The following is a 26,040-nucleotide window of genomic DNA, read 5'->3' on the forward strand; positions in this document are numbered from 1 at the left end:
AGCTGCGCTAGGGCGCGTCCTGCACGCGCAAGTCGAACTCGCGCAACATCACCGGCTCGAGCGCACCCTCGGCGACGCGGCGCAACACCGCGACATTGATCAATGCCGCGAAGCGCTGATAGGTCTCCAGCGGATCGTCGTCGACGGCCTCGGGGCGAAACCGGTAATGCAGGGCGCGCCGGCTGACGCTGGCCCCCACCAGCGCATCCCCATGAGAGACCCAGAAGCGCACGGCCTCCGAATCGGGATGAAAGTAGGCGTCGTGTGACAAGGCGGGCTCCATTGGTTGCATCAACGCTTCTTGTCCTTCTCCAGTTCATTGGCAATCACACCGCCGATGACGGCACCGCCCACGGTGCCCACTGTGCTGCCGCCAGTCAACACCGCGCCGCCCACGGCGCCAACGCCAGCCCCCACGGCCACATTGCGATCGCGGTGCGACATGCCCGCGCAGGCGCTCAGGCCAAGCAGGAGAATCAGTGAGCACAGGCTGATCTGAGTACGGTAGCGATTGATCATGACGGGACCTCGGTAGTAAAGCTGAAAACGACAAGCCCAACATAGGGCTTGGCCAGGCCGACGTCCGTGCGGTGGCGTACCAAGGCGCTACCTCTGTACCCGCTGAGTCATGGCAGCGCGCGAAGCTGCGATAAGCGGCGCGTTCACTGTCAAGCCCGCGCCACCATAGATTTTTTGCCGGCAGGCAGCCGTTGTCATGCATCAGCACAAGGTGTTGTCCAGCAGAATTGCGCCCTAAATTCAAGTTGGCCGTCACCAGACACGGACTATGCGCGACCCACAATTCTTTCTCGATGACTTCGCGGCCTATGCTAAGAAGTCTGGTGTACCTCTGTCACCTGACGCCTCGGCTCTGTTGTTCAAGGTGGAAACGGAAGCTGCTGCAGCCAACTCCTGGATTCACACCGGTTTGTACCTCGCAAACCTGATCGACGAGATTGCCGATTTCAAGCGCGTTCTGCTGAAGCACGGGCTAGATCCACATCAGGCTAGTGATCGCGCGCGAAGAGTGGCCTTGGATACTGGCGGCGACAAGTACCAGGACACATCGGACGACCTGTACAGCTCTGATGACGGCAGTGGCACCCGATCACTCATTGGCGGCGCTGCGGTCACCCGTGCGCGCTCTCAGGGAAAGACCTCGCTGTCACTCCTGGATCTTCTCTCGGCGGTCTTTGACGTACACGACGCGTACAGCGGCCCCCTCAGCAATGCTGAATGGACCGACGAGGGGCTACACGTCCCTTTCAACACGTTGTCGCACATCCTTGGGCGGCGCTATCCAGAGCTTTGGCTGCCTTTCGACACAGTACGACGTGACCTTGGGCTTCTCACACCAGAAGCGATGCGTCGGGAGCCGATCGAGGGTGCTCCATCCCACGTTCGCAATGGATTGTTGTCATTCTTTGCCGATAACCCTGACTACGGCAAGAACTGCTTCCTAATCATGCCGTTCCGGGAGTCCCTTCAACTCCAGCAAGTTCACGAGACCCTTCGTGAGACCCTGGCAACATTCGATCTGAAGCTCCTCAGGGCGGACGATCACGTTTACTCGGAAAACCTCTTCACTAACATAGAAGTCTTCATGCATGGCTGCCGATTCGGTATCTCTGTTATTGAGCGCATGCAAACCGAACAGCACAACGCTAATGTCGCACTTGAAGTGGGGTACATGCTCGGGCTAAAGAAGGACGTTTGCCTTCTCAAGGAGAGAACCGTTCCCGCGCTCCCGTCTGATTTGCAAGGCAGGTTGTACACAGAGTTCGACATGTTCGCTGTGCCGCAGACAGTTCGCGCGAGTGTGGGGAGGTGGCTAAGGGATCGACGCATTCTTGGTGGCGAGCGTGACGGTTAACCCTTCGCTGTACCCGAAGTGCTACAGCCGGCTTCGCCAGCCTCCGCACTCGGGTGAGCTCAAACGTGAGGCCCAAGTATGACCAAGCCCTCCACAACGCCAGACAAGCGAACACTGGTCGATCGCGCGCTCGATCGCATCAAAAACAATCGGGTGGCAGCTGCACTCATCATTCTGTGCATTGGCCTCGGCGCGCTGGCAAGCTTGACTGACTCACTGAAGAAGCTGCACCAGGTCTTGCCTGCGCCATCCAAGGTCGCAGTTGACGGTCAATGGAAGTCAGAGCCATTTGAGCCCTATGGCTCGGGCAAGCAGACTCTCGTGCTAGAGGTCAAGGAGGTCGCCGAAGGAGGGCTCGCTGGTTTCGTTCGCTTCTACGACTCGCAGGGGAAACCAGCGTCACCTGAGTTCGATATTCAAGGCAAGCGCGAGTCGAACAAGGTCACGCTTTCCTTTGTCGGCGGCCTGAAGAGAAGTCCTCCATCGGGCGGGCCCTTGGTTCCAGTTCCGGAGTCGTTCTCTGGGGACCTCTCTGGCAATGACTTCAAGCTTGTCTATGAGCGTGACGGATACACCCCAATTGCGCTCGTCGCCCACAAGGTCCAGCCGTGATTGTGCTGGGGCCTAATCCTTCCATCGTGGGGACGACCAACATCTGGCTTCGCCTGCTGTTGTTCTACGCCAGTTCGCTTGTCTGCATGTACATGCAAACAAATTCAGCGAGGACTGAGGTTGGCCCCAGAGTATCGATGCTTCTGCTGACCTGCTGCTCCTTCCGGTGCCATAGGCAGCGACTCAAACTGTTATCCTTGTTTGCACAGCATGAATCGCCGTCGCGTTGGCGCGCTATGCGCGCGTTAGTCATCAGAAAGCGGACTTTCGATGAGTAGGCCACAACCAACAATTTCTGTGCAGTTGCAGCGTGACTGGCTGATTCGTCGGCCCGTTATTTACCGGTATCTTGACAAGAGGTTTGTCGATGCGTTCTTTGAAACGGGGGCGTTGAGGCTCTCGTCCTTTGCTGCCTTTTCCAAGCATAAGGACGAGGAAAGGCAAGACTCGCTCGAGGGCCATGGATCTGTGGTTCACCGAAACAGCGAAGGCTCGGGTCAAACAGTGTTCGCCTTAACTGCACAAGGACACAGTGCTTTTGTTCTTTGCGGCGCTATGAACTACCAAACTGACCTTGCCGAGTCGTTTAAAACTGACTCTGGCTTTCGGATCAATGATTCACTTGGCTTTGGCGACGCGATCTCAAAGTACATCCCGGGCTTCCAGCTTGGCATGGAGGGCCCTTGTCTTTACTTGGGCAAAAAGTTAGTAGTCCGCGACATGGGGCCAGTTGACCTTCACGCAGTGAAGGGCGCTCAAACGGGCGAAGAGGTAGCCGTTGGCAAGCTATTTCAAACCGTTGCTGCCGCCGCTGGGAATGACCTCATGTTTCTCAAGTCAGCCACATATGCGCATCAGAATGAGTACCGTCTTCTGTGGCATTCCCCGCACGTGGTGTCCGACTACATAGACATCGTCTGCCCAGAGGCAATCCAGTTTTGCACGCGTTTTGAAGATATGTTGGCTGAGCGTCCTGATGGTGATCGAGGCGCGGCCTAACGAAGTGGGGTCGACCTTTCGCGCGTCTTTCCTACTTTGACGACCGGTTCCCGCAACCGGGTTCGTTCGCGGACTGGCCTTGACGCGACAGCCGCCACAGCGAAAGCCGGGCTGTTTGGGGGCCTACAGTGCTCAGCCATCGCCAAACAGTGCGCTCCGACACGTCCAGCACCCGAGCTATGCGCCGTGTCAGAAGAGAAAGACCTAGGTCTGATAGCAACTCCCTGAAGCTGCCGGGATCGCTCGGAAGGCGATTCAACATGCTGGTTGTATCGGCTTAGCCAGGTCGAAAAAAGGGCCGCGAGGCGACCCAAGATCTGCTGCGCGCCCTGGCGATGGCGCTTTCGATAGTTCGACAATGTGTATTGCGGGTTTCTGTTGAGTTTTCGCGTTAGCCCCGATGGCTACGGCGTTCGCGTCGTTTCCGGCCACCGACAAAACGACGCATAGAAAAGCCGAAAGCACCGCGCTTGCGGCCTGCAAGAAGGGGTTCCGCCTGGGAAGGTTGGCGACCTCTTGAAGCTCCCAAAGCTGGGCCGGGTCCATGTCGACCAGACAGGCTAAAACGGCGAGCTTTTCCTTAGGTAGCGGACGCCTCCCGGCCTTCGCATCAGTGATCGAGTTTGGCGATATGCCAAGGTGCTGAGCGAGCGCCTTTTGGCTACCGCATATTTTTGCGGCGTCGTCAATCACCCCTTGGAAGGTCTGCATCATTTTCCCCACTTAGATAGGCTTCGGTTCGCCACACAAATTCCTGTGTGGTCACTACTGGAGCCAACCATGATCAAAGTGACCATCGCCCAAACCACCGTTCGTGAGTTTAAGGGCAACAGCAAGACCACCGGCAAGCCTTACAACCTGCGCATCCAGGCGGCTTACGCCCATACCGTGGACAAGGACGGCAACCCGCCCCCCTTCCCGGAAAAGTTCGAGGTGATGCTCGATCAAGACCAGCCCGCGTATGCCGTGGGCGACTACCAGCTGCACCCGTCGAGCCTCTACATCGACCGCGATGGCCGTTTGGCCGTTTCGGCGCGGTTGGCTCCCCTGAAGCGTCCTGCGGCTGCGGCCTGACGGGTGCACCCATGGCCGGCGTTCACGATTTCGTGACTGCGCAGCATGCCGCCGAGCTGGCGGTATTGCGCATGGCCGCGCTCGCCGTCCTGGCGCGTGCGTCTGCTGACGATGCGGAAATCGTCAGTCTCTCCTTGTCGGTGGCGGCTGACGCGTTCGGCGCGCCCTCGGTGGACGTCGAGCTGCAGGGGCACGGCGGCATGCCGGTTGGAGGATTCTCCCTGTGAGCCTGCAAGCTGAAGCCGTTCGCCACGCCGAACTGAACTTGCACGACGTCAACATGTTGGGGCGTGGTGCTGAGCGTCACGCCGAAGCCTGGGCGCTTTCGGCTCGTGAGCTTGAGGACGATCACTGGCACCAATACGGCTACGCAACGCCGGTTGGTCGCCACTCGGCCAGCGCCGAAGGCGCGGGGCTTGTCTCAGTTCCAACAACGGAGAAGCGGGCCGGTTTTAAGGTTTCGGCGGCTCTCTCCGAAGCGATCACACGCGGCGAGCGTGCAGAGCTGCGCGCGAAGGTCTGTGCCTTCGAGGCGGAAGCGATACGGCGGCGGCTCGCGAAGCTGCGCATGAATGTGGGCTTCGCTGCTCGTGGTCATGCGGTGGCAGAGAAGGGCCATCGTTCGGACGAGTGCTTGATGCTGACGCTCACCTATGCCGGCAGCAATGACGACTGGAAGCCGAACCACATCAAGGGCTTCTTGCAGAACGTTCGCAAGTGGATGCAGCGGCGCGGGTATCTGTGCCGTTATGTGTGGGTGGCCGAGCTGCAAAAGCGCGGCGTCATCCATTACCACGTCGCCCTGTGGGTGCCTCGTGGTGTTCATATTCCCCGTCCTGATGCCTGCGGCTGGTGGCCGCACGGCATGACCCGCACAGAGCGGGCGAGGGCGGCGGTCCCCTATCTGCTCAAGTACCTCAGCAAGGACACGAGCAAAACCTTTGGGAGCTTTCCCGATGGCTCACGCATCTACGGTATTGGCGGCCTGGACCACTCTATTCGGCGCGCTCGCCGGTGGCTTGGTCTGCCTAGTTTTGTGCAGGCGAATTCTGCAATCTCCGATGACTGGAAGCGATGCGAGGGCGGCGGCTGGCTTAGCCCTAGCGGTGAGCACTTTGAATCGGAGTTCCGGCGCGTCTCGGTTGGTGGTGCTTACGCACTCCAGCGCGTCCTTACTCACCCGCGAAGCATTGAGGCGGCAGGGCCGTTTTCCTGGGTGAACTGATTTCCTGCTGTGGCCGGCGTGGTGCACCGGCTGTGGCTTCTTCAATCCGCACCGTTGAAAGGTTCGCCATGAACAAGCGTTTCTCCCTCCTCCTGGCCCCTCTGGCTCTGCTGGCTGCTCACGCTCACGCCGCTGTGCCGGCTGATGTGACCACGGCCATTACCGACATGAAGGCTGATGGCATGACGGTCGCCACCGCTGTGCTGGTCGCCGTCATTGCGGTGTCGGCCATCAAGTTCATTCGCCGCGGCATCTCGGGCTAAGGCATGGCTACCGGGTTGCTTGGTCCTTCCGGGACTTGCCACCCTCCCAGCTCGCCGTCTGTCATGGACGGCGAGTATGGGGCTGCGGCCGTGTCGGACGTTATCGCGAGCGTCGGCGTGAAGTTCGTGCAGGACGGAACTTGTACGTATGCCTACACGGTCGGCGGCAGCGGCATTTATGACCTGTCGTGGCGGCGCGCTCCTGTTTCCGGGGCTTCGTGTGTCAACGATCCGGCGTGGGTCGGCCCAGCGGTTCCGTATGGCTTCCCCGATTGCGAGTACGTCGCTAAGGAGGACGTCATAGAGGTGTCCTGGCTGATTGGCGGTGTGCTGTTCGCGGTGTGGGGCGTGAAGTTTCTGCGAGGGCTGTTCCGATGACTGCACCGATTGACTTTTACGCGCTGTGCCTCGGTATCGGTGCGCTCGGCGTGTTCTGGCTGATCCTGAAGGACGAATGATGCGGCGCGCTCTCTTGGCTCTCGCTGGGCTGGTGTCGTTGCCGGCCCTCGCTACCACCATCAACGGTACGGGCGGCGCAAGCATTGTCTATACCTCGGGCGGGGCCACGATCAGCGATGGCTCCGGCGTTTCGTTTCAGGGCCGTACCTGGGAAACGCCTTCAAACCGTCAAGCGCAGGTTGTCGAAAGCTACAAAGTGCCGGTTGGTGGAAACACCATCGACGTGCAGTCCCGGCGCACCATCCAGCCGATGGACGTTGTGAAAGCTGCGGCTGCTGTGGTGGCTCGGCGCGTGCCCTATGTGGCGCAAGGCATGTTCATTTGGGACATGTTCAACAAGGAACGCATTCGCCCTGGCGGTGCGGACAATCTTGAATTTGACCCTGGTGTCTTGCCGACTGACGTTCAGGCTTGGAAGTGCACCAGTGGCGCGAGTACCAACACATCTAATTCGCCTAGCGCAGCGTGTGGCCCGTTGTTTGAAGCTAAACGCGGAACTAAAACGGTCACTACGCCTTTTTCGTGTGGGACGGTGACTGCTGGCGTTACGTCAATCAGTTGCAGCGGCGCCTACTACGAGACTGGCTACGGCCCGGTGTACTGGGCTGCTGCCGCCACTGTGGTGACGGACAAGCAGTGTCAACCTGTTGTTGATTTCGAGGACCCGTCCTATTCGTATCCGGGCGGCGCTCCCGGTGCTGACGGCAAGTGTCCGACCGGTCGATATACCGTGCCGATCAGCGAGGCTGAAGCGGCCAGCAAGGTGGAGAACCACCAGGCGCCGAGTGGCGCCGATCTGAACAAGGCTGCCGAGGAAACCTTGCAGAAGGGCGGCACGATTCCTAACGCCTCGGAGCGCCAGCTCTCGGGCCCCTCGTCGGTCACTGGCACGCCGCAGCAGTCGTCAACCACGAACCCGGACGGCACGCAAAAGAGCGAGACAAAAGCCCCGGTGACGAATTACACGTTCGAGGGCAACCACATCAATTACACGACCACGGTCATTACCACGATCAACAACAACGGGCAGACGACCACCATCAACGAACAGAAGCCGTTGGAACCGTCCGACCAGTGCAAGCAGAACCCGGGTTCGCTCGGCTGCGCGGATCTGGATAGGCCCGATGCCGCCGAGCTGCAAAAGAAGGACGTTCCGGCGATGGTCACGCCGCAAGCAGGGTGGGGCGCTGATGGTGGGTCATGCCCTGCCCCTGTCTCTACGCATGTGCTTGGGATGCCGGTTGTGGTGGACAACACGCTTTTCTGCGAGTTCCTGTCGGGCATTCGCTTCGCCGTGGTGGCTTCGTGCGCCCTGGCTGCGGTGCTGATCTTCATGGGCGGTTTCAAGGAGTAGTAATGGCTGGCTTTGGTTCTTTCGTCATGGCCATGGCCGCTCCGGTGGCGCGTCAGGTGATGACTGCGCTCGGCTTCGGCGTGGTGTCATTCATTGGCGTCGATCTGGCGGTTTCCGGTCTGCTGGATCAGGCCCGGGCTAACTGGTCGAGCATGGGCGCGGGCGTCGCGGCCTATGTCGCGCTATCCGGCGCGAATCACGGTCTGTCGCTGGTCGCCGGGGCCATCGTTGGCCGCGTGGCTCTGATCCCGTTGAAGCGGATGCAGCTTCTGTGATCACGTTGATTACCGGAGCGCCAGGCGCGGGCAAGACTGCGGCCCTCGTCGATCTGCTCTTGCAGCTCACCAAGGGCCGTGCCGTCTACTGCGATGGCATCCCGGAGCTGCAATTGCCCCATGTGCCGCTTGATGATCCCAAGCGCTGGCCGGAGCTGGTCGAGGATGGCGCGGCTGTGGTGATTGACGAAGTTCAGCGCGTTTGGCGGCCTGCCGGCGCTGGTGCACGTGTGCCGGCTGAGATTGAAGCCCTTGAAACGCACCGGCATCGCGGCCTTGATTTCTTCCTGATCACCCAGCATCCTAATTTGTTGCATCAGAACGTGCGCCGGCTGGTCGGGCGTCACATTCATTTGCGCGATGTGGGCATGCTGGGCCGCTGGTGGTACGAGTGGCCCGAGGCGACGAATCCGGAGACGTTCCGCGCCGCGCCGATCAAGAAGCGCTACTCGCTGCCGAAGCGCGTTTTCGGCAAGTACAAAAGCGCGAGCATCCACATCAAGCCGATTCGGTCCATGCCGCGCTCCGTCCTCGTGCTGGGCGCGGCGGTGCTGGCCCTGGGCGGCCTGGGTGTGCGTGCGTATTCGTCCGTGTCGAGCAAGCTGGATGGCGGCAAGCCTGCGGCCCACGTTCCTATGGCGCGCGCGTCGGCTCCTGGCCCGGTTGATCCGGTCGCGTCGTTGACGGTGCCGGCAGCGGTGCCTATGGCCCCTCAGGCCGCCGCGTCGGCCCCGAAGGTGGTCGGGTGCATCGCGTATCGCGATCGTTGCTCCTGCCTCGGTTCTGATGGCTTCCCGGTCGTGGTCGAGTGGGAGGCTTGTCAGTCGTCGGCTCGCGGCTTTGGTGGATTGGTCGCGCTGAACATGGACAAGCCCACCGAGGCCCCCAAGCCAGCCGAGAAAGCTGCCGATTCGCAGCCTGGGCCCGGGTTGATCAGCTTCGGCGGGGACCCGAGGTCACACATCCTCAAGTAGACGCCGGCGCGGCGAGCGGGCCGCGTAGCGGACCGATTGAGGCGCGGGCCTAGCTCATAATGGGTTATCTGGGGAGCAGATAAAGCTATGGGCGTTCATGACCGTGATTGGTATCAAGAGCACTACAAGGAAAACGTGCTCGGTATTAGGAGGCGCTTCCGGTGGCTGAAGCTGCCTTCGAGTCCTTCTCAGCTCCCCGTGTCCTCGGAGCCTCCGTTTGTTGACAATTTGAAGAGGTTGCCGCCTCGTCGAGAATTTCGACGTTCCCACAGCTGGTGGGAGCGCAATTGGTGGCGCTTGCTGGTGATCTTCGTCGTCGTAGGTTTGGCGTGTGCCTGTCTAAAGGCCGTGTTGCTGCTGGTCGCTTGATTTAGCCGGGTCCGGGGCGGTAGCCCTGGGGAGTTGGCCACCGGCCACGGGAACCCAGCCTAGGCGAAATGCCGTTCGTTGCTCGCGGGCCTTGCCTTGAACTCCGCGCCGAGGTGTTCGCGTCCTCTAGACCTTCGCAGCTCGCGCCATAGGGCTTCGTTCGTTTGAATGGCCAGCCGTGTCCGGTTGGACATCTCACAATCCCATACGCTGTGGCCTTCACGAGACAACCACCACAGGGAAAGCAGAGCGACACGCGGGGTCTTTCCGCGCTTCCAGCGCTCCACGGTGCGCACGCTGACGCCCAGCGCTTTGGCGATGCGAGCGCATGACGGGTGGCCTAAGTCGGCCATCAGTTGGGCGAGGTTGCCCGGGTCTTTGGGCAGGCGGTTCAACATGCCTTAAGGGTCGGAAACCCTAGGCCAAAACTTGAGGCCCAGCGGCGCAGCATCCCCCAAAGGTGTGACGCTGCAAGTTCGACAATGTGTATTATGTTAACCATCATTACCATGTGATCCTGTGCTTGGCCTTGGCCGCGCCTGCTGCCGACGCCCGCGACTCACACCGCCGTGCTGGCGACCTGCTTCTCCTCTCACCACGCCGGCCGACGGCTTTGCGCTGAGCTGAGCTCTCAGCCGCATTGCAGCACCGCGGCGCCCACCAGGCGCCCGCTGCGCAGGTCGGCCAGCGCCGCGTTGGCCTGTGCCAGCGGGTACGGCGTGACGCGCACCCGCAGCGGCTGCCGCCGGGCCATTCCAAGGCCAGGCGGCCCGGCAATTCGCGCAGACGGGCATCGACAAGCTCATCAAGCATGGCCAGCCAGTCGCTCCGCCTGCAGGTCCAAGCTGCCGCGCGTGCTCGACGCCAGCTGGCGCAGCAAGCCCATGTCCAGGATTTCCACCTCGCGGTTGTCCACGCGCAGGCAGCCCCAATCGGCCAGCAGCGTGAACGAGCGGCTGACGGTCTCGTGGGCAACGCCGAGATGGCTGGCGATATCGCGCCGGCACATGCGCAGGTACAAGCGCCGCGCCGACTGGCCCATCAGCTGCATGCGCGCCGACAGCTGCAGCAGGAAGCGCGCCAGCCGGACCTCGGCCGCCACCGCTGCCATCAGCTGCAGCACCTCGCCCTGGCGCTGCAGCTCCAGGCTGGTGGCCTTTTGCAGCAGCGGCTCGAAGGCCGGTAGCGACGCGGCCAGGCCTGCCAGGTCCTGCACCTGCAGGGCGAATACGCGTGCGTCCTCCAGCGCGATGGCCGCGGTGGGATGCCGGCCCAGGCAGATCGCATCAAAGCCCAGCAAGTCGCCGCGCAAGGCAAAGCCCAGCACCTGCTCGTAGCCGTCCTCGGCGGTGCGCACGCGCTTGAAGGCACCGCTTTGCACGAAGTAGATGCACTCCACGCCCGCGCCCTCGTGGAACAGCGCCGCGTCGGCGCGCAGCTGGCGCAGCGCGAGCGGGAAGCCATCGCTGGTGGCGCCCACCTGCCAAGTCGCACCCAGCAGCCTCAGCAGATCGGACAGGCTGTGAGGCAGCGGCGCATCCCTGGCGGTTCGCTGCGGCGCGAAAGCGCGCATCAGGTCGGATCCGGATGCCGTGGCGTACATGAGAACTCCCGCGTGCCTGCAAGACTTTGAGGGCCTGCAGCAAGCATCGGCGATCGGCCGGGCCGGCGCCATCGGCGCAAGGCGCGGCCTGGCGTGCGCGCATTCCGAGCCGGGTTCGGAGTATTCCTAGCCGCATGCGCGCCCTCGCCTTCGCAAACCCGATGCGCTTGCGCCAGGTCAAATCCACGCCGCGGCCTTGGGTGCAATTTCCAAGCTGCTGCGCCCTGCTCACGACAAGCCGGGCGCTGGGGTCGACGATGGAACAGGAATCCACAGAGCGGGATGGCTTGGCGCTGGCGCTGCGGCGTTTCTCGGGCAGCCTGATCGACGCGCGCGAGGAGGAACGCCGCCGCATCTCGCGCGAGCTGCACGACGAAATGGGCCAGCGCCTCTCGGCCCTGAAGATGGGCTTGATGGGCTTGAGCGAGGAACTGCAGGGGCGCGCCAGCCAGAAGCAGTTGCAGGCCATGTTGCAGACCCTGGATGGCGCCGTTGCGGCAATGCGCAGGATTGCCGCGGACCTGCGGCCGCTGATGCTCGACGACCTGGGTCTGAACGCCGCGATCGAATGGCTGGCGCGCGAGTCGGGGCACCGGCTCGGGCTGGAGGTGAGCGTGGAGCTCGACGACAGCGAGCCCCCGGCCGATCACCGCATGGCCACCGCGCTCTACCGCATGGTGCAGGAGGCGCTCAGCAATGTCGGCAAGCACGCGCGGGCGCGGCGGGTTTGGATCGCCCTGCACCATGTCGGCCAGCAGCTGCAGCTGACGGTGCAGGACGATGGCCGCGGCTTTCCCAGCCCCCTGCCGAACCGCGACGATGCCTTTGGCCTGCTGGGCATGAGCGAACGCGCGGCCCTGCTGGGCGGCAGCCTGCTGCTGGACCAGGGGCCCGCCGGAGGCGCGCGCGTGCGGGTCGTGCTGCCGCTGGGCCAGCCAGCCGACCCGCGGCGCGCGGGAGAGCCAGCATGACGCGCGCCTTCGATGCCCCGCTGGCCATGCCGTTGCGGCTGCTGCTCGTCGACGACCATGCCATGGTGCGCGAGGGCCTCAGGCACATCCTGCAGGCCTGCGACGCGCGCTGGACGGTGGATGAGGCCAGCTCCGGCCACGAGGCGCTGGCCTGCCTGGGCCGGCATGCCGCCGACGTCATGATCGCCGATCTCTCCATGCCGGGCATGAGCGGCCTGGAGCTGATCGCCCGGGTGCGGGCCGAGTTCCCAGCCACGCGCGTGCTGGTGCTGAGCATGCATGCAGAGGAGCAGTACGCCTTGCGCGCCTTCAAGGCCGGCGCCCAGGGCTACCTCACCAAGGACAGCGCCTCGGCCGAGTTGGCCCGCGCCGTCAGCAAGCTGGCCGCGGGCGGCAGCTACGCCTCGGCCAGCCTGGCCGAACGCGTGATCCAGCAGCTCAGCGGCGCCCTCCCCGCGCCCAGCCACGAGCAGCTCAGCAACCGCGAACTCGAGGTGCTGCGGCGCTTGGTGGGTGGCCAGCGCCTGATCGACATCGCCGACGCGCTGCACCTTTCCATCAAGACGGTCAGCAGCCACAAGACGCACATCCTCGAAAAGCTGCAGCTGCCGAATCTGGCCGCCCTGGTGCGCTACGGCATCGAGCACCAGCTGGACGACGCCGATACCGGCCCCGGCCCGCTCGGCTAGCTGTTGAGCCGACTCAACGCCTGGCCGCCGGCGCTGCGCACACTCCGCATGTGGACGCCGTGGCGTCAGCTGCCAATGGAGCGAGCTATGCAAGTTGGAACCATGTGCAAACGGCAGGTCGTCAGCATTGACGCGCAGGGTTCGCTGGGCGAGGCCGCGCGCCTGATGCGCCAGCACCATGTGGGCGCCCTGGTGGTCACCAGCGGCGAAGCGCAGGGCCGGCATGTCTACGGCATCGTCACCGACCGCGACCTGGTGCTGGACGCGCTGGCGCGCGAGGCGCGGGGCGAAGACCTGCGCGTGGGCGAGTTGGCCCACACCACCCTGGTGCTGGTCGCCGAGCACGCCGAGCTCGGCGACGCCATGCAGGCCATGGCGCACAGCGGCGTGCGCCGCCTGCTGGTGAAGGGCAGCGGCGACCAGCTGCTGGGCCTGCTCTCGCTGGACGACCTGATCGAGGCCTACTCGGCCGAGCTGGTGAGCCTGGTGCGCATCATCCGCAGCGGCATGGCCCGCGAGCTGCGCGAGACCCCGGCCACGCCGGCGGCCCGGGGCGAGCCGCTGCTGATCCCGGCCATCGGCCGTGCCAACTGGGCCAGCGTGGTGGCCGGCGCCTGAGCGGCAGGCCCGCGCTCAGGGTTCAGACAGATGCGGGGGCGACTGGCCTTCGGCCGGCGCCCCGGTCTCGGGATCGATCCAGGCGGCCATGCCGATCTCGTCTTCGACCTCGGGCAGGGTCTCGCCGGGCGCCAGGCTTTCCTCGCCGGCGTGGCGGTCGGCGCGCGCCAGCTCATAGCTTTCGAAGGGGCCGAAGGCCGGGCCGTCCGGCTCGGCCTGCCAGTAATAGCCATCGGGCCGGTCCAGGATCAGATCGTCCTCGCGCTGTTCGACGCGGGTGGCGCTTCGTGGCTGGCCTGCCTGGCGTGGTTGCTTGGGCTTCATGATGCCGATGACGCTACTTCACCAGCAGCACCGGCATGCTGGCCATATGCACCACCCGTTGTGCCACCGAACCCAGCAGCACCCCGCCCAGCGCGCCCATGCCGCGCGTGCCCATGACGATCTGGTCCACCCCGGCTTCGCTCGCCGCGCGCACGATCTCGGGCGCCACCATGCCGGTCACGCCCTTGCTGGCGATCACGTTCAGGCCGCAGTCCTTGGCCATGCGGGCGGCGGTTTCCAGCACGCGCGCCTGGTTGGCGCGCACCGCGCTGTCCAGCTCCTCGAAGCCGGCGGGCGTCAGCTCGCCATAGAAGGCCGGCGGGCTGGCCACATGCAGCAGGATCAGCTCCAGCTGCGCCTGGGCCTTTGCCAGCTTGGCCACCGCCTCGATCGCATGTTGCGAATGCTCGGATCCATCGACAGGTATCAATAGCTTCAACATGATGTGCTCCAGCTGTCTATGCCGCCCCAGCGTAGCGAGGCGGGCTCGGCGGCCGTTGAGCCGGCGCAATGCCGCACGCCACCGCGGCACTAGATTCGTGGCAGGGCAGCCGCCAAGTGCTGCAAGGAGCCGGACATGAAGACGCAATGGATCCTGATTGCCAACGCCGCCACGGCACGCCTGTATGGCCGCGCCTCGCCGGCGCAGCCGCTGGAGGTGCTGGCCGAACACAATCACCCGGAAAGCCGCCTGAAGGGCAGCGAACTGGGCAGCGACCGGCCCGGCCATGAGGCCTCAGACCACAGCAGCGCCGGCAGCCGCTTCGAGCCGCGCACCGACGCCCGCCGCAAGCAGCACCAGCAGTTTGCCGACGAGCTGGCCGAGCGGCTCGCCCAGGGCCTGGCGGAGGGCCGCTACGACAGCCTGTGGCTGTTCGCCTCCAACCCCTTCCTGGGCGAACTCAGGGCGCGCCTGAGCCCCCAGGTGGCTCGGCATGTGCAGCTCGCACACGCGAGCGACCTCACCGCCCTGCCCCTTGACGAGCTGGCGCAAAGGTTGCGCGATCCGCGCCTGTTCGAGGCCTGATGGCCCATCCCGTCATGTTCGCGGACCGCGAGGACGCGGCGCGCCGGTTGGCCGAGCGCCTGCTGGGGCATCGCGGCCAGCACCCGTTGGTGCTGGCGATACCGCGCGGCGCCGTGCCGATGGCCAAGCTGCTCGCCGAGCGGCTGCAAGGCGAGCTGGACCTGGTGCTGGTGCGCAAGCTGCGGGCGCCTTGGCAGCCCGAGCTGGCGATCGGCTCGGTGGATGAGAGCGGCTGGACCTACCTGGCGCCTTACGCGGCCGAGACGGGCGCCGACGCGGCCTATATCGCCGCCGAGCAGCGCCACCAGCTCGAGACCATCCGGCGCCGCCGCGCCGCCTACACGCCGCTGCGCGCGCCGATCGATCCGGCCGGGCGCATCGTCATCGTGGTGGACGACGGCCTCGCCACCGGCGCCACCATGGTGGCAGCCCTGCATGGGCTGCGGCAGCGCCGGCCGGCGCGACTGATCTGCGCGGTGCCGGTGGCATCGGACAACGCGCTCGAGAAGGTCGCCGCGCTGGCCGACGAGGTGGTGTGCCTGCAGGCCCCCGCTGACTTCGAGGCGGTGGGGCAGTTCTATCGCGAATTTGCCCAGGTCGAGGACGAGGAGGTGATGGCGCTGCTGCGCGACTGGCTCGAAAGACGCTTGCTCAGAACTCGATCAGATCGGCCACGCCCTTCAGCCCCGCCCGCGCACAGGCCTCGTCCTGCTCGCCGCCCGGCGCGCCGGACACGCCGATGCCGCCCAGCAGGCTGCCGCCGCCTTCGATCGGCAGGCCGCCGCCGGCGGCGATGAAGCGCGGCTGGTTGCGCAGGCCGCTCATGGGCCGGCCGGGCTGGGTCTCCTGCGCCAGCGCGCTGCTGGCGCTGCGGAAGCTCAGCGCCGTCCAGGCCTTGCTGGCGGCCACCTCCACGGTGTGCGGCCCGGCGTAACGGTCGCGCAACAGCACCTGGGTGATGCCGGCGCGATCGACCACCGCCACCGCCACCTGGAAGCCCTGCTTGCGGCAGGATTCCAGCGCCGCGCGCGCCGCCTGCAGGGCGGTCTCCGGTGTCAGCGACCTGGTCGCGTAGCTGCCTTCCTGGGCCTGCGCATGCAGACCGAAGCAGGCGCACAGCAGCATCGCAAGGCGGGTTTTGTAGGACATGCAAACCTCCAGCGGTTTCGTTAGAGCAAGGCAAACGACAACATCGCCACCGCCGTCGGCAACAGGGCGGCCGCCAACAAGCCTAGCGGATGAATGCTGGCTTCGGCAAAGCTGCCGCGCAATATCGCCACGCCGGCGGGATTCGGCGCGTTGGCGATCACCGTCAGACCGCCGCCGCAGATGGCGCCGGACACCAGCGCGATCTTGAACTCCTGGCTCAGCCCGGGCACCAGCGAGCCCAGATAGGTGAGCGCCGCGTTGTCGGTGATGGCGGTGAGCGCGGTGGCGCCGAAGAACACCGCGCGCGCGTCCATGCCCATCAGCAGCGGTTGCAACCACCATTGCTGCAGACCGCCCAGCACCACCAGGCCGGCCAGGAAGAAGGCCACCAGCAGCGCCTCGCGCAGGATCAGCGTGTCCTGGTGGCGCTGGTAGGCGGTGGCAAAACCGAGGAAGAACAGGAACAGGCCCATGAACAGCGCGGGATGGTGGGCAAACATCACCACGCCGGCCAGGAACGCCAGGTGCACCAGCATGATGGCCACCGGCACACGCGCCGGCTCGGCCACCCTGGGGGCCTGCGCCATCACCGCCAACTCGCTGCGAAAGTACAGCGCCGCCAAGCCGGCATTGAGCAGCACCGCCAGCGCCGCCTTACCGCCGAAATGGCTCAGCATGAAGGCCAGGTCCCAGTTCCAGGGGCCGGCCACCATCAGCACCGGCGGCGCCGCAAACGGCGTCAGCGCGCCGCCAATGGAGATGTTGACGAACAGCACGCCCACCGTGGCATAGCGCAGCCGCGTGCTGACCTGATGGGCGAACAGGCGGTCGCGCAGCATCAGCGCCGCCAGCGTCATCGCCGCGGGCTCGGTGATGAAGGAGCCCAGCAGGGGCACCAGGGCCAGCACCAGAAAATAGGTGCAGGCGCCCTGCCCGGCGCGCGGCGCCAGGCCCGCCAGGCCGCGCACGCAGGCACCGGCCAGCTGCAGCACCGGCCGCGTGCCGGCAATCACCATGATGGCAAACACGAACATGGGCTCGGTGAAGTTGCGCGTGTCGATGTATTGCAGGGCCTGGCCGCGGCCCGCCAGCGCGAACAGGCACAGCATCAACACCATGGCCCAGAAGCCGAACACCACCTCCACCTCGCCCAGCAGATGCCAGATGCCGGCGTGCCGCGGCCGGCTGTGGGCGAGGTGCTCGAACAGCTTGGTCGAGAAGGTGTGCACCAGCGCCAGTGCGAACAAAAGGGCGCCGATCCACTGGATGTTGCTGTCGAAAGTCATGGTCTGCGGGCCATTCGGGCCCAGGTTCGGTGGGCTCCGATGGTAACCAGGCACGGCCGTTCGCCTAGCGGCTCAAAAAAGGGCAAGCCCCATGGTGAGGGCCTTGACGGCTCGCTAAGCTCGGCCGCCATGCCATACACCTTCCCATCCGCACTCAAACTCCTCAGCGCAGCGCTGCTACAAGCGGCCCTCTTCTCCAGCTCCATGGCGGCCAACGATGCCAAGGCCCCCGCCTGGGACGTCAACAAGCCGCCCGGCGAGGCGCGCACGGTGCAGATCGATGCCCGCAGCGGCACCTGGATGAGCGTGGACGTGAGCCCCGACGGCAAGCAGCTGGTGTTCGACCTGCTGGGCGACCTCTACCTGCTGCCCATCGAAGGCGGCGAGGCCAAGGCCCTGACGCACAGCATCGCCTGGGAGATGCAGGCGCGTTTCTCGCCCGACGGCAAGCAGCTGGCCTATGTGTCGGACGCCGGCGGTGGCGACAACATCTGGGTCATGAATGTGGACGGCAGCGGCGCGCGCGCCATCAGCAAGGAAGACTACCGGCTGATGAACAACCCGGTGTGGCACCCCAATGGCCGCTACATCGCCGCACGCAAGCATTACACCGGCACGCGCTCGCTGGGCTCGGGCGAGATCTGGCTGTTCAGCCTGGATGGCGGCAAGGGTGTGCAGCTCAACGAGAAACCCAACTGGCAGAAGGACCTGGGCGAACCCGCGCTCTCGCCCGATGGCAAATACCTCTACTACTCGAACGACGCCACGCCCGGCCGCAGCTTCGAGTACAACAAGGACTCCAACAAGGAGATCTTCCGCATCGTGCGGCAGGACTTGAGCGACGGCAGCAGCGAGCCCTTCGTCACCGGCCCCGGCGGCGCGATCCGCCCCACGCCCTCGCCCGATGGTAGGTACCTCGCCTTTGTGCGCCGCATCCGCAACAGTTCCGGCAATCAATCGACCCTGTTCCTGAAGGATCTGCAGAGCGGCCGCGAATTCCCGGCCTGGGGTGAGCTCGAGCGCGACATGCAGGAGTCCTGGTCGGTGCAGGGCGTCTATCCCGGCTTTGCCTGGACCCCCGACGCCAAGCAGATCGTCGTCTGGGCCAAGGGCGGGCTGTGGCGGGTCGACCCCTTCAAGCAGAGCGCCGCCCCCATTGCCTTCCATGTGAAGGACAGCCGCGAGGTGCGCCCGGCGCTGCGCGTGGCGCACGAGGTGGCGCCCGACCAGTTCGACGTGCACCAGCTGCGCTGGGTCAACGTCTCGCCCGACGGGAAACGTGCGGTGTATTCCGCCTTGGGCTATCTGTATCTGAAGGATCTGCCTAACGGCACGCCGAAACGTCTGACGCAGCAGGGCGAGCATTTCGAATCCTTCCCGAGCTTCTCGCGCGACGGTCGCGAAGTCGTGTTCACGACCTGGAGCGACGAGAAGCTGGGCAGCGTGCGCAAGCTGGACCTGGCCAGCGGCCGCGAGACCGTCATCACCAAGGAACCCGGCAAATACCTGCAGCCGCGCTTCTCGCCCGACGGCAAGCAGGTGGCCTATGTGAAGGCGCGTGGCGGCTTCCTCACCACGCCCTGGCATGGCCTGGAGACGGGCGTGTTCATCGCCGCCAGCGACGGCCGCGGCAAGGCCGAGCGCATCAGCAAGGACGGCGATGCGCCGCAGTTCGGCGCCGGCAGCGAGGCCCTCTATCTGACCCGCCACAGCTTTACCAACGAGGTGGACTCGGCGCACAAGCTGGTGCGCGTGAACCTGGCGGACCGGCAGGAGACCGAGATCGCCAAGAGCGAGTTCGCGAGCGAATACGCGGTCTCGCCCGACGGCCGCTGGCTGGGCTTTGCTGAGCGCTTCCACGCCTATGTGATGCCGCTGCCGCAGACCGGCAAGTCGATCAGCGTCGGCCCCAAGGCCGAGGCCCTGCCCGTCAAACAGCTGGACGTGAATGCGGGCGAGTACCTGCATTGGTCGGGCGACAGCCAGACCCTGCGCTACACCCTGGGCGACGAGCTCTTCAATGTGCCGGTGGTGGACGGCAAGCCCTCGGAGACCGGCATCAAGATCGGCTTCAAGCAGGCCGCAGACAAGCCGCGCGGCAGGCTCGCCATCAGCGGCGCGCGCATCGTCACGATGAAGGGCGACGAGGTCATCGACGACGGCGTGATCCTGGTGGATGGCAACCGCATCGCCGCGATCGGCAAGCGCGGCGAGGTGCAGGTGCCGGCCGATGCGCTCGCCATCGACGCCAAGGGCAAGACCGTGATCCCCGGCCTGATCGACGCGCATTGGCATGGCGGCATGGGCGAGAGCCAGATCATCCCGCAGCAGAGCTGGGTCAACTACGCCTCGCTGGCCTTCGGCCTCACCACCATCCACGACCCCTCCAACCGCACCAGCGACATCTACACGCAATCGGAGATGCAGCGCGCCGGCCATGTGGTGGCGCCGCGCATCTACTCCACCGGCACCATCCTCTATGGCGCCAAGGCGGATGTGACGGCCATCGTCAACAACCTGGACGACGCCCTCACCCACCTCAAGCGCCTCAAGGCCGGCGGCGCGATGAGCGTGAAGAGCTACAACCAGCCGCGCCGCGACCAGCGCCAGCAGATCATCGAAGCGGCGCGCCAGACCGACATGATGGTGGTGCCCGAGGGCGGCTCGCTGTTCCAGCTCAATATGACCCAGGTGGTGGACGGCCACACCGGCGTGGAGCATGCCTTGCCGGTGGCCAAGGTCTACGACGATGTGAAGCAGCTCTGGAGCCAGACCCAGGTGGGCTACACGCCGACGCTCAACGTCGGCTACGGCGGCCTGGACGGCGAGCATTACTGGTACGCCACCACCGAGGTGTGGAAGCACCCGATTCTTTCGCAGTTCGTGCCGCGCTCGGTGCTGGAGCCGCGCAGCGTGCGCCGCCTCACCGCACCGCTGGAAGACTTCAACATCATCCAGGTGGCCAAGACCGCCACCGAGCTGGAGCGCGCCGGCGTGCGCACCAATATCGGCGCCCATGGCCAGCGCGAGGGCCTGGGCGCGCATTGGGAGATGTGGATGTTCGGCCTGGGCGGCATGAGCTCGCTGGAAGCGATCCGCAGCGCCACCCTGAACCCGGCCCGCTACCTGGGGCTGGACAAGGACATCGGCTCGCTCGAGGCCGGCAAGCTGGCCGACCTGGTGATCATCGACGGCGATGTGCTGGGCAATATCCGCAACAGCGACAAGATCAGCAATGTGATGCTGAACGGGCGCCTGTACGCGCTGCCCTCGATGAACGAGGTGGGCCTGCGCAGCAAGGCGCGCAAGCCCTTCTTCTTCGAGGGCGCCGGCGTGCACACGCCCATCGACACCGAGATGGTGTCGCATGGGCATGAAGGCGACTGAACGTCAGCGGCGCTGCATCACCAGCTTGTTGGGCCCCTGCAGCAGGGTCAGCTGGCTGGCGCGGCCCTCGCTGAGCACGAAGTCGAGCTTGGCGTCGACCTGGGCGACGTAGAGGTTCAGCGGCGTCGTGGCCTTGAGTTCGAAGGCCGGCTGGCCCGGCGCTTGGCCGCGCAGCACGCCCTGCTCGTCCCTGAACACCTTGATCTGGAACTGCGGCGACTGGTACTCGCCGATCAAGGCCTGCTGCTGTTCGGGTGAGAGCGCGATCGTCGTCACGACGGGCAGGTCGCCACTGCGCTTCCAGTCCTCGGCCGCGCCCTCACCGTCCTGGTAAAGCGCCAACGCGACGACCTTGCCGGCGCCATCGCGCTGGGCCTTGAAGCGCGCCACGCTCATCTCGAAGGCAAACTCGTCGGGCCCGACCGGCAGCAGCGCCACCGGCCGGCCGCCACCGCGCGTGGACATCAGGCGGCCGTCCTGCACGGCCAGCATGCGCGTCTGCTTGTCGTCGAGGGCATAGACGCCTTCGAAGGCCTTGAGCTGCGCGGCCGTCATCGCGATGGGCTGCAGCTCCGCGTATTTGTGGCCGATCGCGAAGGCGCCGAGCTTGCGCGACAGCAGGTCCAGATTGAGCCCCGGGCCGGTCGAGTTGCGCAACAGCACCACGCTGGTCTGGGTCTGCGGCATGTAGGCGAGCGAGGAGACGAAGCCGTTGATGCCGCCGCCATGCTGGTAGAGGGTCTGGCCGCGCAGCGTCTGGCTGGCGATGCCGAAACCGTAGTTGGCCGCGCTGGCCTTGCCCTCGGGCGTCACCATGCGCGCGTAGCTGGCGGGCGACAGCAGCTTGCCGCCGTGCAGCAGCCGGTTCCAGCGCCAGAGCTCATCGACGGTGGAGACAAAGGCGCCGGCCGCATGCGGCTGGGTCATGCTGATCATGTTGTCAACGATCACGCCCTGGGCCGGATCGGCGCCATAGCCGCTGGCCATGCCCTTGATGACGCGCGTCTCGCCGGGATAGCCGGTGCGCGCCAGCTGGTTCGGCGCCAGCATGGCCTCGTTGATGTACTGATGCCAGGGCTTGCCGGTGATCGCCTCGATGACGGCGCCCACCAGCACATAGCCCGAGTTGTTGTAGAGCCAGCCCTGGCCGGGCGCGAAGTCCGCCGGCTGGTTCTTGAACTCATCGATCAGCTGCGCGGTGCTCAGTTCGCGCCGCACCGGGTTGGCCATATAGCCCGGGATGCCGGTGTAGCTCTTGATGCCCGAGGTGTGGTTGAGCAGCTGCAGCAGGCTGATCTTGTCGCCCTGCGGGTAGGCGGGCAGGTATTTGGCGAGCGGATCGTCGAGCCGGGCGCGCCCCTCGTCGATCAGCTTCAGGAGCGCGGCGGCGGCGAACTGCTTGGTCACCGAACCGATGCGAAAGGCCTGGTCGGGCGAGAGCGGCACGCCCAGCTCCAGGCTGGCCATGCCGCGCGCACCGCGGTACAGCACGTGCTCGCCGCGTGCGACCAGAATCGCCACGCCCGGGCCGTCGCGGCCAAGCTTCTGCTCGTCGAGCAGTTGTTCGGCGTAGGCGGCGATGCTGGGCCCATCGGGCAGGGTCTGGGCGCTGGCCGGCGAGATCAGGCCGGCAAGGAACAGGCTGCCGAGCAGGGCCTGGCTGCTGACGGGGCGGACATGGCGGCGGGTGTCGAGCACGGGCGGGCTCCTCGGTGGTTTTTGAGGAGCGCAGCATGCCCCTGCGCCATGCCCGGATCAAAGCCGCGGGCGACGAAGCGCAGCGACCGCGGGATGAACCGTCAACAAGGCCGACCGGGCCGCTCAGCCGAGTCTCACCGGCACGAAGATCTTCTCCTTGCCGCGCTGCACCAGCAGGGCCACCGACTTCTCCGCGCCGGCCACCACCGAGCGCACCTGCTCGATGCTGCTGACCGGCGTGCCATTCACCGCCAGCAGCACATCGCCGGGGCGCACGCCGGCCTGTGCGGCGGGGCCGCCGGCGTCCTCCACCACCAGGCCCTCGCGCAGGCCGGACTCGCGCTTTTCCTCGGGCTGCAGCGGGCGCAGCGCCAGCCCCAGCTTGCCCTGGGCCGGGCCTGCCTCGTCGCTGCTGGCCACTTGCGCGCCCTTGTCGTTGGCATCGCCGAGCTTGGCGCTGATCTCCTCGCGCTTGCCCTGGCGCCAGATCTCCAGCTTGGCGCTCTCGCCCGGCGTGGCCAGGCCCAGCAGGGTGGGCAGGTCGGTGCTGGCGACGATCGCCTGGCCCTTGAACTTCAGGATCACATCGCCCGGACGCAGACCGGCCTTGGCGGCGGGCCCGCCCTCCTCCACGCTCGCCACCAGCGCGCCCTCGGGGCGCTCGAGCTTGAAGGAGTCGGCAAAGCTCTGGTTCACGTCCTGGATGGTCACGCCCAGGCGCGCATGCTGGGCCTTGCCGCCGTTCTGGATCTGCTGGCGCACCCGGTTCGCGAGCTCGATCGGGATCGCGAAGGACAGGCCCTGGTAGCCGCCGCTCTGGCTGTAGATCTGCGAGTTGATGCCCACCACCTCGCCGCGCGCATTGAAGAGCGGGCCGCCCGAGTTGCCGGGGTTGATGGCCACGTCGGTCTGCAGGAAGGGCACGAAGTTCTCCTGCGGCAGCGCGCGGCCCTTGGCGCTCACCACGCCGGCGCTGACGCTGTTCTCGAAGCCATAGGGCGAGCCGATCGCCAGCACCCATTCGCCCACACGCAGATCCTTGGTGGAGCCGAGCTGCACGGTGGGCAGGCCCTTGGCCTCGATCTTGATCACCGCCACATCGGTCTTGGGATCGGCACCCAGCACCTTGGCGCGGAACTCGCGGCGATCGGTGAGCTTGACGGTGACCTCGCTGGCATCGCGCACCACATGGGCGTTGGTGAGGATCACGCCGTCGTCGCTGACGATGAAGCCCGAGCCCTGGCCGCGCGTGGGCATCTCGCGACCTTCAGGGGCGCCCGGCATGCCGGGCACGCCGAAGCGGCGGAAGAATTCGTAGAAGGGATCGTTCGGGTCCAGCTGCGGCTGCTGGCCGCGCCGCATCGATGTCTTGACGCTGCCGGTGACGCTGATGTTCACCACCGCGGCGCCCTGGCGCGCGGCGATCTGGGCAAAGTCGGGAAAGCCGGCGGGGGCAGGTGTTGCCACCGGGGCCGGCCCTTGCGCGCTGGGCGCGGCGCTGGCCAGCAGCTCGCTGGCAGGCGTCGCGGCTTCGGCGGGGGTGGCCGAGGTCTTGATCGCCACCGCGCCGCGCATCGCTGCGGCACCGCCGGCGGCGCCCAGCACCCCGGCGGTCACCAGCGCCCACACGAGGCGCTTGGCCGGAACCATGGTTTCGCTGACTTGCTTGGTGTTCATGAGGAAGCCTCCTGAGAGTGAGTTGACGCGATGGCCGAACTTTGCTCTCGGAGACTTAGACCTCACTTAATGCGCGGCAGCCTGAGTTCCACCCGCAGGCCGCCCAGCGCCGCCGCCTCGCCCAGCGTGAGCCTGGCGCCATGGCGCTCGGCGATCGCCTTCACGATGGCCAGGCCCAGGCCGCTGCCGCTGGCCTGCTGCGCGTCGGCGCTGCGGTAGAAGCGATCGAACACGCGTTCGCGCTCGGCCACCGCAATGCCGGGGCCGCTGTCCTCCACCACCAGCAGGGCCTCGTCGGGCGTGGCCAGCAGGCTCACGTCCACGCGCCCGCCTTCCGGGCTGTATTTGACGGCGTTGTCCAGCAGATTGCGCAGCAGCATGCGCAGCGCCTGGGGCTCGCCCCGCACCTGGGCGGCATCGCAACGCGTCAGGCCCAGGTCGATCTGGCGCGCCGCGGCGGCATCGCTGATGTCCACCACCGCATCCTTGCAGAGCTGGTCCAGCGCCAGCGGCTGCGCCAGCTGCTGGGCCTCGCCCGGCGCCTGCTCGCGCGCCAGCGCCATCAGCTGTTCGATCAGATGGCTGGCGCGCTCGATGCCGCTGGCCAGGCGCCCGATCGCCAGTGCCTGGCCGGGTGCATCGGGCGCGCGCTGCAGCGATTGCAGCTGCAGCTTCAATGCCGCCAGCGGTGAGCGCAGCTCGTGCGCCGCATCCGCAATGAAGTGCTGCTGCGCCTCGAAGGCCTGGCGCACCCGGCCCAAGAGCGAGTTGAGCTCGTCCACCAGGGGCTTGACCTCGGCGGGCAGCTCCTCGCTGGCCACCGGCGAGAGATCGTCGACCGCGCGCGCGGCCAGCTGGTCGCGCACCTTGGCCACCGGCTCCAGTGAATGGCTCACCACCCACCACACCACCAGAGCCAGCAGCGGCAGCATCAGGGCGATGGGCGCGATGGTGCGAAAGGCCAGCTGGCCGGCCATGCGCTGGCGCACCGCCAGGTCCTGCGCAACCTGCACCACCTGGTAGCGCGTCTGCAGCGAGAACACGCGGAAATGCTTGCCGTTGGCGTCCAGGTTCGAGAAGCCCAGCACCGCGCGCTGCGGCAGCAGGGCTTCACCCGGAGAGCGGAACATCGGTACGCCATCCAAGCCCCAGACCTGCACCATGAAGTCGTAGCTCTTCTGGTCGCCCAGCGGCAGGCTCACCGTGCCGCTGCCGACGCTGCCCTGCAGGGAGAAGGCCATCTGCTGCATGTGGTAGTCGAAGATCTCGTCGGCCTCCTGCAGCGCGGTGCGGTAGGCGCTGCCGCCCTGCACCAGGGCCGAGAGCGAGAAGGCCAGCAGCAGGAAGGCGATCAGGCGGTAGCGCAGGGAGCGGGGAAACAGCATCATTCCTTGGGCACCCGGTAGCCCACGCCGCGCACGTTCTGGATCAGCGCCGCACCCAGCTTCTTGCGCAGGCCGTGGATATAGACCTCCACCGCATTGCTGCTGATCTCGTCCTTCCAGCTGTAGAGCTTTTCCTCCAGCTGCTGGCGCGACAGCACCATGCCCGGCCGCGCCAGCAGCGGCTCCAGCACCGCCCATTCGCGCGCCGACAGCGTGACCTGCCGGCCCTCGGCCACCACCTCGCGGGTGGCGGGGTTGATGCTCACGCCGCGGTGTTCGTAAACCGGCTCGGCGCGGCCGCTGGCACGGCGCAGCAGCGCGCGGATGCGCGCCAGCAATTCATGCAGCTCGAAGGGCTTGAGCACATAGTCGTCGGCGCCGGCGTCCAGCCCGGCAATGCGCTGCTCCAGTGCGTCGCGGGCGGTGGCGATCAGCACCGGCATGACCTGCTTGCGCGCCCGCAGCGCGCGCAGCACGCTCATGCCATCGCGCTTGGGCAGGCCCAGGTCCAGGAGCACCAGGTCGTAGTTCTGTGCCTGCAGGGCCGCGTCGGCCAGTTCGCCGTCGCGCACCCAGTCGACCGCATAGCTTTCGGCGCGCAGCAACTCGAGCAGTTGCTCGCCAATCATCGGGTCGTCTTCCACCAGCAGCAGTCGCATGCCAAGTCCTCTTGCCGGATTTACGGGGAAGTGAGATTTTCCATGCACGGCAAGGCCGGCCATTAGACGAGACTTAATTTGCTCGCCCGG

The 26,040-nt window shown here is 65.8% G+C and carries 30 protein-coding genes and 2 pseudogenes; 17 read left to right on the top strand and 15 right to left on the bottom strand.

Features of this window, described 5'->3' with window-relative positions; genetic code table 11:
• Nucleotides 1-7: 7 nt before the first annotated feature.
• Both PFX98_RS19750 and PFX98_RS19755 read right to left on the bottom strand, forming a co-directional pair.
• Nucleotides 8-271, bottom strand: a complete 264-nt coding sequence (locus PFX98_RS19750; protein ID WP_285232194.1) for a DUF1488 family protein — start codon at nt 269-271, stop codon at nt 8-10.
• Nucleotides 272-291: 20 nt separating this feature from the next.
• Nucleotides 292-519 carry a glycine zipper 2TM domain-containing protein gene (locus PFX98_RS19755; RefSeq protein ID WP_285232195.1) on the bottom strand — a complete coding sequence of 76 codons (228 nt, stop codon included), beginning with the start codon at nt 517-519 and terminating at the stop codon, nt 292-294.
• Nucleotides 520-787: 268 nt separating this feature from the next.
• On the opposite strand from PFX98_RS19755, the gene PFX98_RS19760 reads away from it, so the two are divergent.
• The 3 genes from PFX98_RS19760 to PFX98_RS19770 all read left to right on the top strand — a co-directional run bounded on the left by PFX98_RS19760 (nt 788) and on the right by PFX98_RS19770 (nt 3,484).
• Nucleotides 788-1,873, top strand: a complete 1,086-nt coding sequence (locus tag PFX98_RS19760) for a TIR domain-containing protein (protein WP_285232196.1) — start codon at nt 788-790, stop codon at nt 1,871-1,873.
• Between the two features lie 78 nt (nt 1,874-1,951).
• On the top strand, nt 1,952-2,485 hold the full coding sequence (locus tag PFX98_RS19765) for a hypothetical protein (RefSeq protein ID WP_285232197.1): 534 nt from the start codon (nt 1,952-1,954) through the stop codon (nt 2,483-2,485).
• Between the two features lie 297 nt (nt 2,486-2,782).
• Nucleotides 2,783-3,484 (top strand): hypothetical protein, encoded by a 702-nt coding sequence (locus tag PFX98_RS19770; RefSeq protein WP_285232198.1) that lies wholly within the window; start codon nt 2,783-2,785, stop codon nt 3,482-3,484.
• 31 nt (nt 3,485-3,515) lie between these two features.
• On the opposite strand, the gene PFX98_RS24735 is transcribed toward PFX98_RS19770, so the two are convergent.
• Entirely contained in the window at nt 3,516-3,746 is a 231-nt protein-coding gene (locus tag PFX98_RS24735) for a helix-turn-helix domain-containing protein (RefSeq protein ID WP_425334628.1), read from the bottom strand.
• Nucleotides 3,740-4,198 (bottom strand): helix-turn-helix domain-containing protein, encoded by a 459-nt coding sequence (locus PFX98_RS19775; RefSeq protein ID WP_285232199.1) that lies wholly within the window; start codon nt 4,196-4,198, stop codon nt 3,740-3,742. Before PFX98_RS19775 ends, PFX98_RS24735 begins: the two co-directional genes overlap by 7 nt.
• 66 nt (nt 4,199-4,264) lie before the next feature.
• Here PFX98_RS19775 and PFX98_RS19780 point away from each other — a divergent pair, with 66 nt between their 5' ends.
• From PFX98_RS19780 to PFX98_RS19815, 8 genes are all read left to right on the top strand, one after another.
• Nucleotides 4,265-4,558, top strand: coding sequence for a single-stranded DNA-binding protein (locus tag PFX98_RS19780; RefSeq protein WP_285232200.1), 294 nt, complete (start codon nt 4,265-4,267; stop codon nt 4,556-4,558).
• Between the two features lie 11 nt (nt 4,559-4,569).
• Nucleotides 4,570-4,785, top strand: a complete 216-nt coding sequence (locus PFX98_RS19785) for a hypothetical protein (RefSeq protein ID WP_285232201.1) — start codon at nt 4,570-4,572, stop codon at nt 4,783-4,785.
• Nucleotides 4,782-5,783, top strand: a complete 1,002-nt coding sequence (locus tag PFX98_RS19790) for a rolling circle replication-associated protein (RefSeq protein WP_285232202.1) — start codon at nt 4,782-4,784, stop codon at nt 5,781-5,783. The genes PFX98_RS19785 and PFX98_RS19790 overlap by 4 nt, the downstream gene beginning before the upstream one ends.
• A 68-nt stretch (nt 5,784-5,851) precedes the next feature.
• Complete coding sequence (locus PFX98_RS19795) at nt 5,852-6,046, top strand: major capsid protein (RefSeq protein ID WP_285232203.1); 195 nt, start codon at nt 5,852-5,854, stop codon at nt 6,044-6,046.
• 63 nt (nt 6,047-6,109) lie between these two features.
• Nucleotides 6,110-6,424: a hypothetical protein gene (locus PFX98_RS19800; RefSeq protein ID WP_285232204.1), complete on the top strand. Its 315-nt coding sequence runs from the start codon at nt 6,110-6,112 to the stop codon at nt 6,422-6,424.
• Nucleotides 6,425-6,503: 79 nt separating this feature from the next.
• Entirely contained in the window at nt 6,504-7,859 is a 1,356-nt protein-coding gene (locus PFX98_RS19805; protein WP_285232205.1) for a virulence factor TspB C-terminal domain-related protein, read from the top strand.
• 2 nt (nt 7,860-7,861) lie between these two features.
• Complete coding sequence (locus PFX98_RS19810; protein ID WP_285232206.1) at nt 7,862-8,134, top strand: DUF2523 family protein; 273 nt, start codon at nt 7,862-7,864, stop codon at nt 8,132-8,134.
• Nucleotides 8,131-9,108 (top strand): zonular occludens toxin family protein, encoded by a 978-nt coding sequence (locus PFX98_RS19815; protein ID WP_285232207.1) that lies wholly within the window; start codon nt 8,131-8,133, stop codon nt 9,106-9,108. The genes PFX98_RS19810 and PFX98_RS19815 overlap by 4 nt, the downstream gene beginning before the upstream one ends.
• A gap of 428 nt (nt 9,109-9,536) precedes the next feature.
• Here the strand turns inward: PFX98_RS19815 and PFX98_RS19820 are convergent, their stop codons facing one another.
• The 3 genes and pseudogenes from PFX98_RS19820 to PFX98_RS19830 form a co-directional block, all read right to left on the bottom strand.
• Nucleotides 9,537-9,875 carry a helix-turn-helix domain-containing protein gene (locus tag PFX98_RS19820; protein WP_285232208.1) on the bottom strand — a complete coding sequence of 113 codons (339 nt, stop codon included), beginning with the start codon at nt 9,873-9,875 and terminating at the stop codon, nt 9,537-9,539.
• 233 nt (nt 9,876-10,108) lie between these two features.
• Nucleotides 10,109-10,231: pseudogene (locus PFX98_RS19825) on the bottom strand (alcohol dehydrogenase); the annotation flags it as partial.
• 51 nt (nt 10,232-10,282) lie between these two features.
• On the bottom strand, nt 10,283-11,080 hold the full coding sequence (locus tag PFX98_RS19830; RefSeq protein WP_285232209.1) for a Crp/Fnr family transcriptional regulator: 798 nt from the start codon (nt 11,078-11,080) through the stop codon (nt 10,283-10,285).
• Nucleotides 11,081-11,337: 257 nt separating this feature from the next.
• On the opposite strand from PFX98_RS19830, the gene PFX98_RS19835 reads away from it, so the two are divergent.
• From PFX98_RS19835 to PFX98_RS19845, 3 genes are all read left to right on the top strand, one after another.
• Nucleotides 11,338-12,051 (top strand): sensor histidine kinase, encoded by a 714-nt coding sequence (locus PFX98_RS19835; protein ID WP_285232210.1) that lies wholly within the window; start codon nt 11,338-11,340, stop codon nt 12,049-12,051.
• Entirely contained in the window at nt 12,048-12,740 is a 693-nt protein-coding gene (locus PFX98_RS19840) for a response regulator (protein ID WP_285232211.1), read from the top strand. Before PFX98_RS19835 ends, PFX98_RS19840 begins: the two co-directional genes overlap by 4 nt.
• A gap of 102 nt (nt 12,741-12,842) precedes the next feature.
• Nucleotides 12,843-13,358 (top strand): CBS domain-containing protein, encoded by a 516-nt coding sequence (locus tag PFX98_RS19845; RefSeq protein ID WP_285232212.1) that lies wholly within the window; start codon nt 12,843-12,845, stop codon nt 13,356-13,358.
• Nucleotides 13,359-13,373: 15 nt separating this feature from the next.
• Here PFX98_RS19845 and PFX98_RS19850 read toward each other — a convergent pair whose 3' ends face one another.
• On the bottom strand, nt 13,374-13,682 hold the full coding sequence (locus tag PFX98_RS19850) for a hypothetical protein (protein ID WP_285232213.1): 309 nt from the start codon (nt 13,680-13,682) through the stop codon (nt 13,374-13,376).
• 13 nt (nt 13,683-13,695) lie between these two features.
• On the bottom strand, nt 13,696-14,124 hold the full coding sequence (locus PFX98_RS19855; RefSeq protein WP_285232214.1) for a universal stress protein: 429 nt from the start codon (nt 14,122-14,124) through the stop codon (nt 13,696-13,698).
• A 135-nt stretch (nt 14,125-14,259) separates the two neighbouring features.
• Here PFX98_RS19855 and PFX98_RS19860 point away from each other — a divergent pair, with 135 nt between their 5' ends.
• Together PFX98_RS19860 and PFX98_RS19865 are read left to right on the top strand one after the other, a co-directional pair.
• Nucleotides 14,260-14,709 (top strand): host attachment protein, encoded by a 450-nt coding sequence (locus PFX98_RS19860; RefSeq protein ID WP_285232215.1) that lies wholly within the window; start codon nt 14,260-14,262, stop codon nt 14,707-14,709.
• Nucleotides 14,710-14,723: 14 nt separating this feature from the next.
• Nucleotides 14,724-15,335, top strand: a pseudogene (locus tag PFX98_RS19865) (phosphoribosyltransferase); the annotation flags it as partial.
• Between the two features lie 25 nt (nt 15,336-15,360).
• Here the strand turns inward: PFX98_RS19865 and PFX98_RS19870 are convergent.
• The gene (locus tag PFX98_RS19870) at nt 15,361-15,858 is read right to left on the bottom strand and encodes a GlcG/HbpS family heme-binding protein (RefSeq protein WP_285232216.1); all 498 of its coding nucleotides are present in this window, start codon (nt 15,856-15,858) and stop codon (nt 15,361-15,363) included.
• A 20-nt stretch (nt 15,859-15,878) separates the two neighbouring features.
• Complete coding sequence (locus PFX98_RS19875; protein WP_285232217.1) at nt 15,879-17,144, bottom strand: putative Na+/H+ antiporter; 1,266 nt, start codon at nt 17,142-17,144, stop codon at nt 15,879-15,881.
• Nucleotides 17,145-17,273: 129 nt separating this feature from the next.
• Here PFX98_RS19875 and PFX98_RS19880 point away from each other — a divergent pair, with 129 nt between their 5' ends.
• Entirely contained in the window at nt 17,274-20,531 is a 3,258-nt protein-coding gene (locus tag PFX98_RS19880) for an amidohydrolase family protein (protein ID WP_285232218.1), read from the top strand.
• A gap of 3 nt (nt 20,532-20,534) precedes the next feature.
• Here the strand turns inward: PFX98_RS19880 and PFX98_RS19885 are convergent, their stop codons facing one another.
• The 4 genes from PFX98_RS19885 to PFX98_RS19900 form a co-directional block, all read right to left on the bottom strand.
• Nucleotides 20,535-22,229, bottom strand: coding sequence for a serine hydrolase domain-containing protein (locus tag PFX98_RS19885; protein WP_285232219.1), 1,695 nt, complete (start codon nt 22,227-22,229; stop codon nt 20,535-20,537).
• Between the two features lie 123 nt (nt 22,230-22,352).
• Nucleotides 22,353-23,906, bottom strand: coding sequence for a DegQ family serine endoprotease (locus tag PFX98_RS19890; protein ID WP_285232220.1), 1,554 nt, complete (start codon nt 23,904-23,906; stop codon nt 22,353-22,355).
• 62 nt (nt 23,907-23,968) lie between these two features.
• Entirely contained in the window at nt 23,969-25,291 is a 1,323-nt protein-coding gene (locus tag PFX98_RS19895; RefSeq protein WP_285235650.1) for an ATP-binding protein, read from the bottom strand.
• Complete coding sequence (locus tag PFX98_RS19900) at nt 25,291-25,950, bottom strand: response regulator (protein WP_285232221.1); 660 nt, start codon at nt 25,948-25,950, stop codon at nt 25,291-25,293. Before PFX98_RS19900 ends, PFX98_RS19895 begins: the two co-directional genes overlap by 1 nt.
• Nucleotides 25,951-26,040: the final 90 nt, after the last annotated feature.

The organism is Paucibacter sediminis (assembly GCF_030254645.1).
Classification (GTDB): domain Bacteria; phylum Pseudomonadota; class Gammaproteobacteria; order Burkholderiales; family Burkholderiaceae_C; genus Paucibacter_B; species Paucibacter_B sediminis.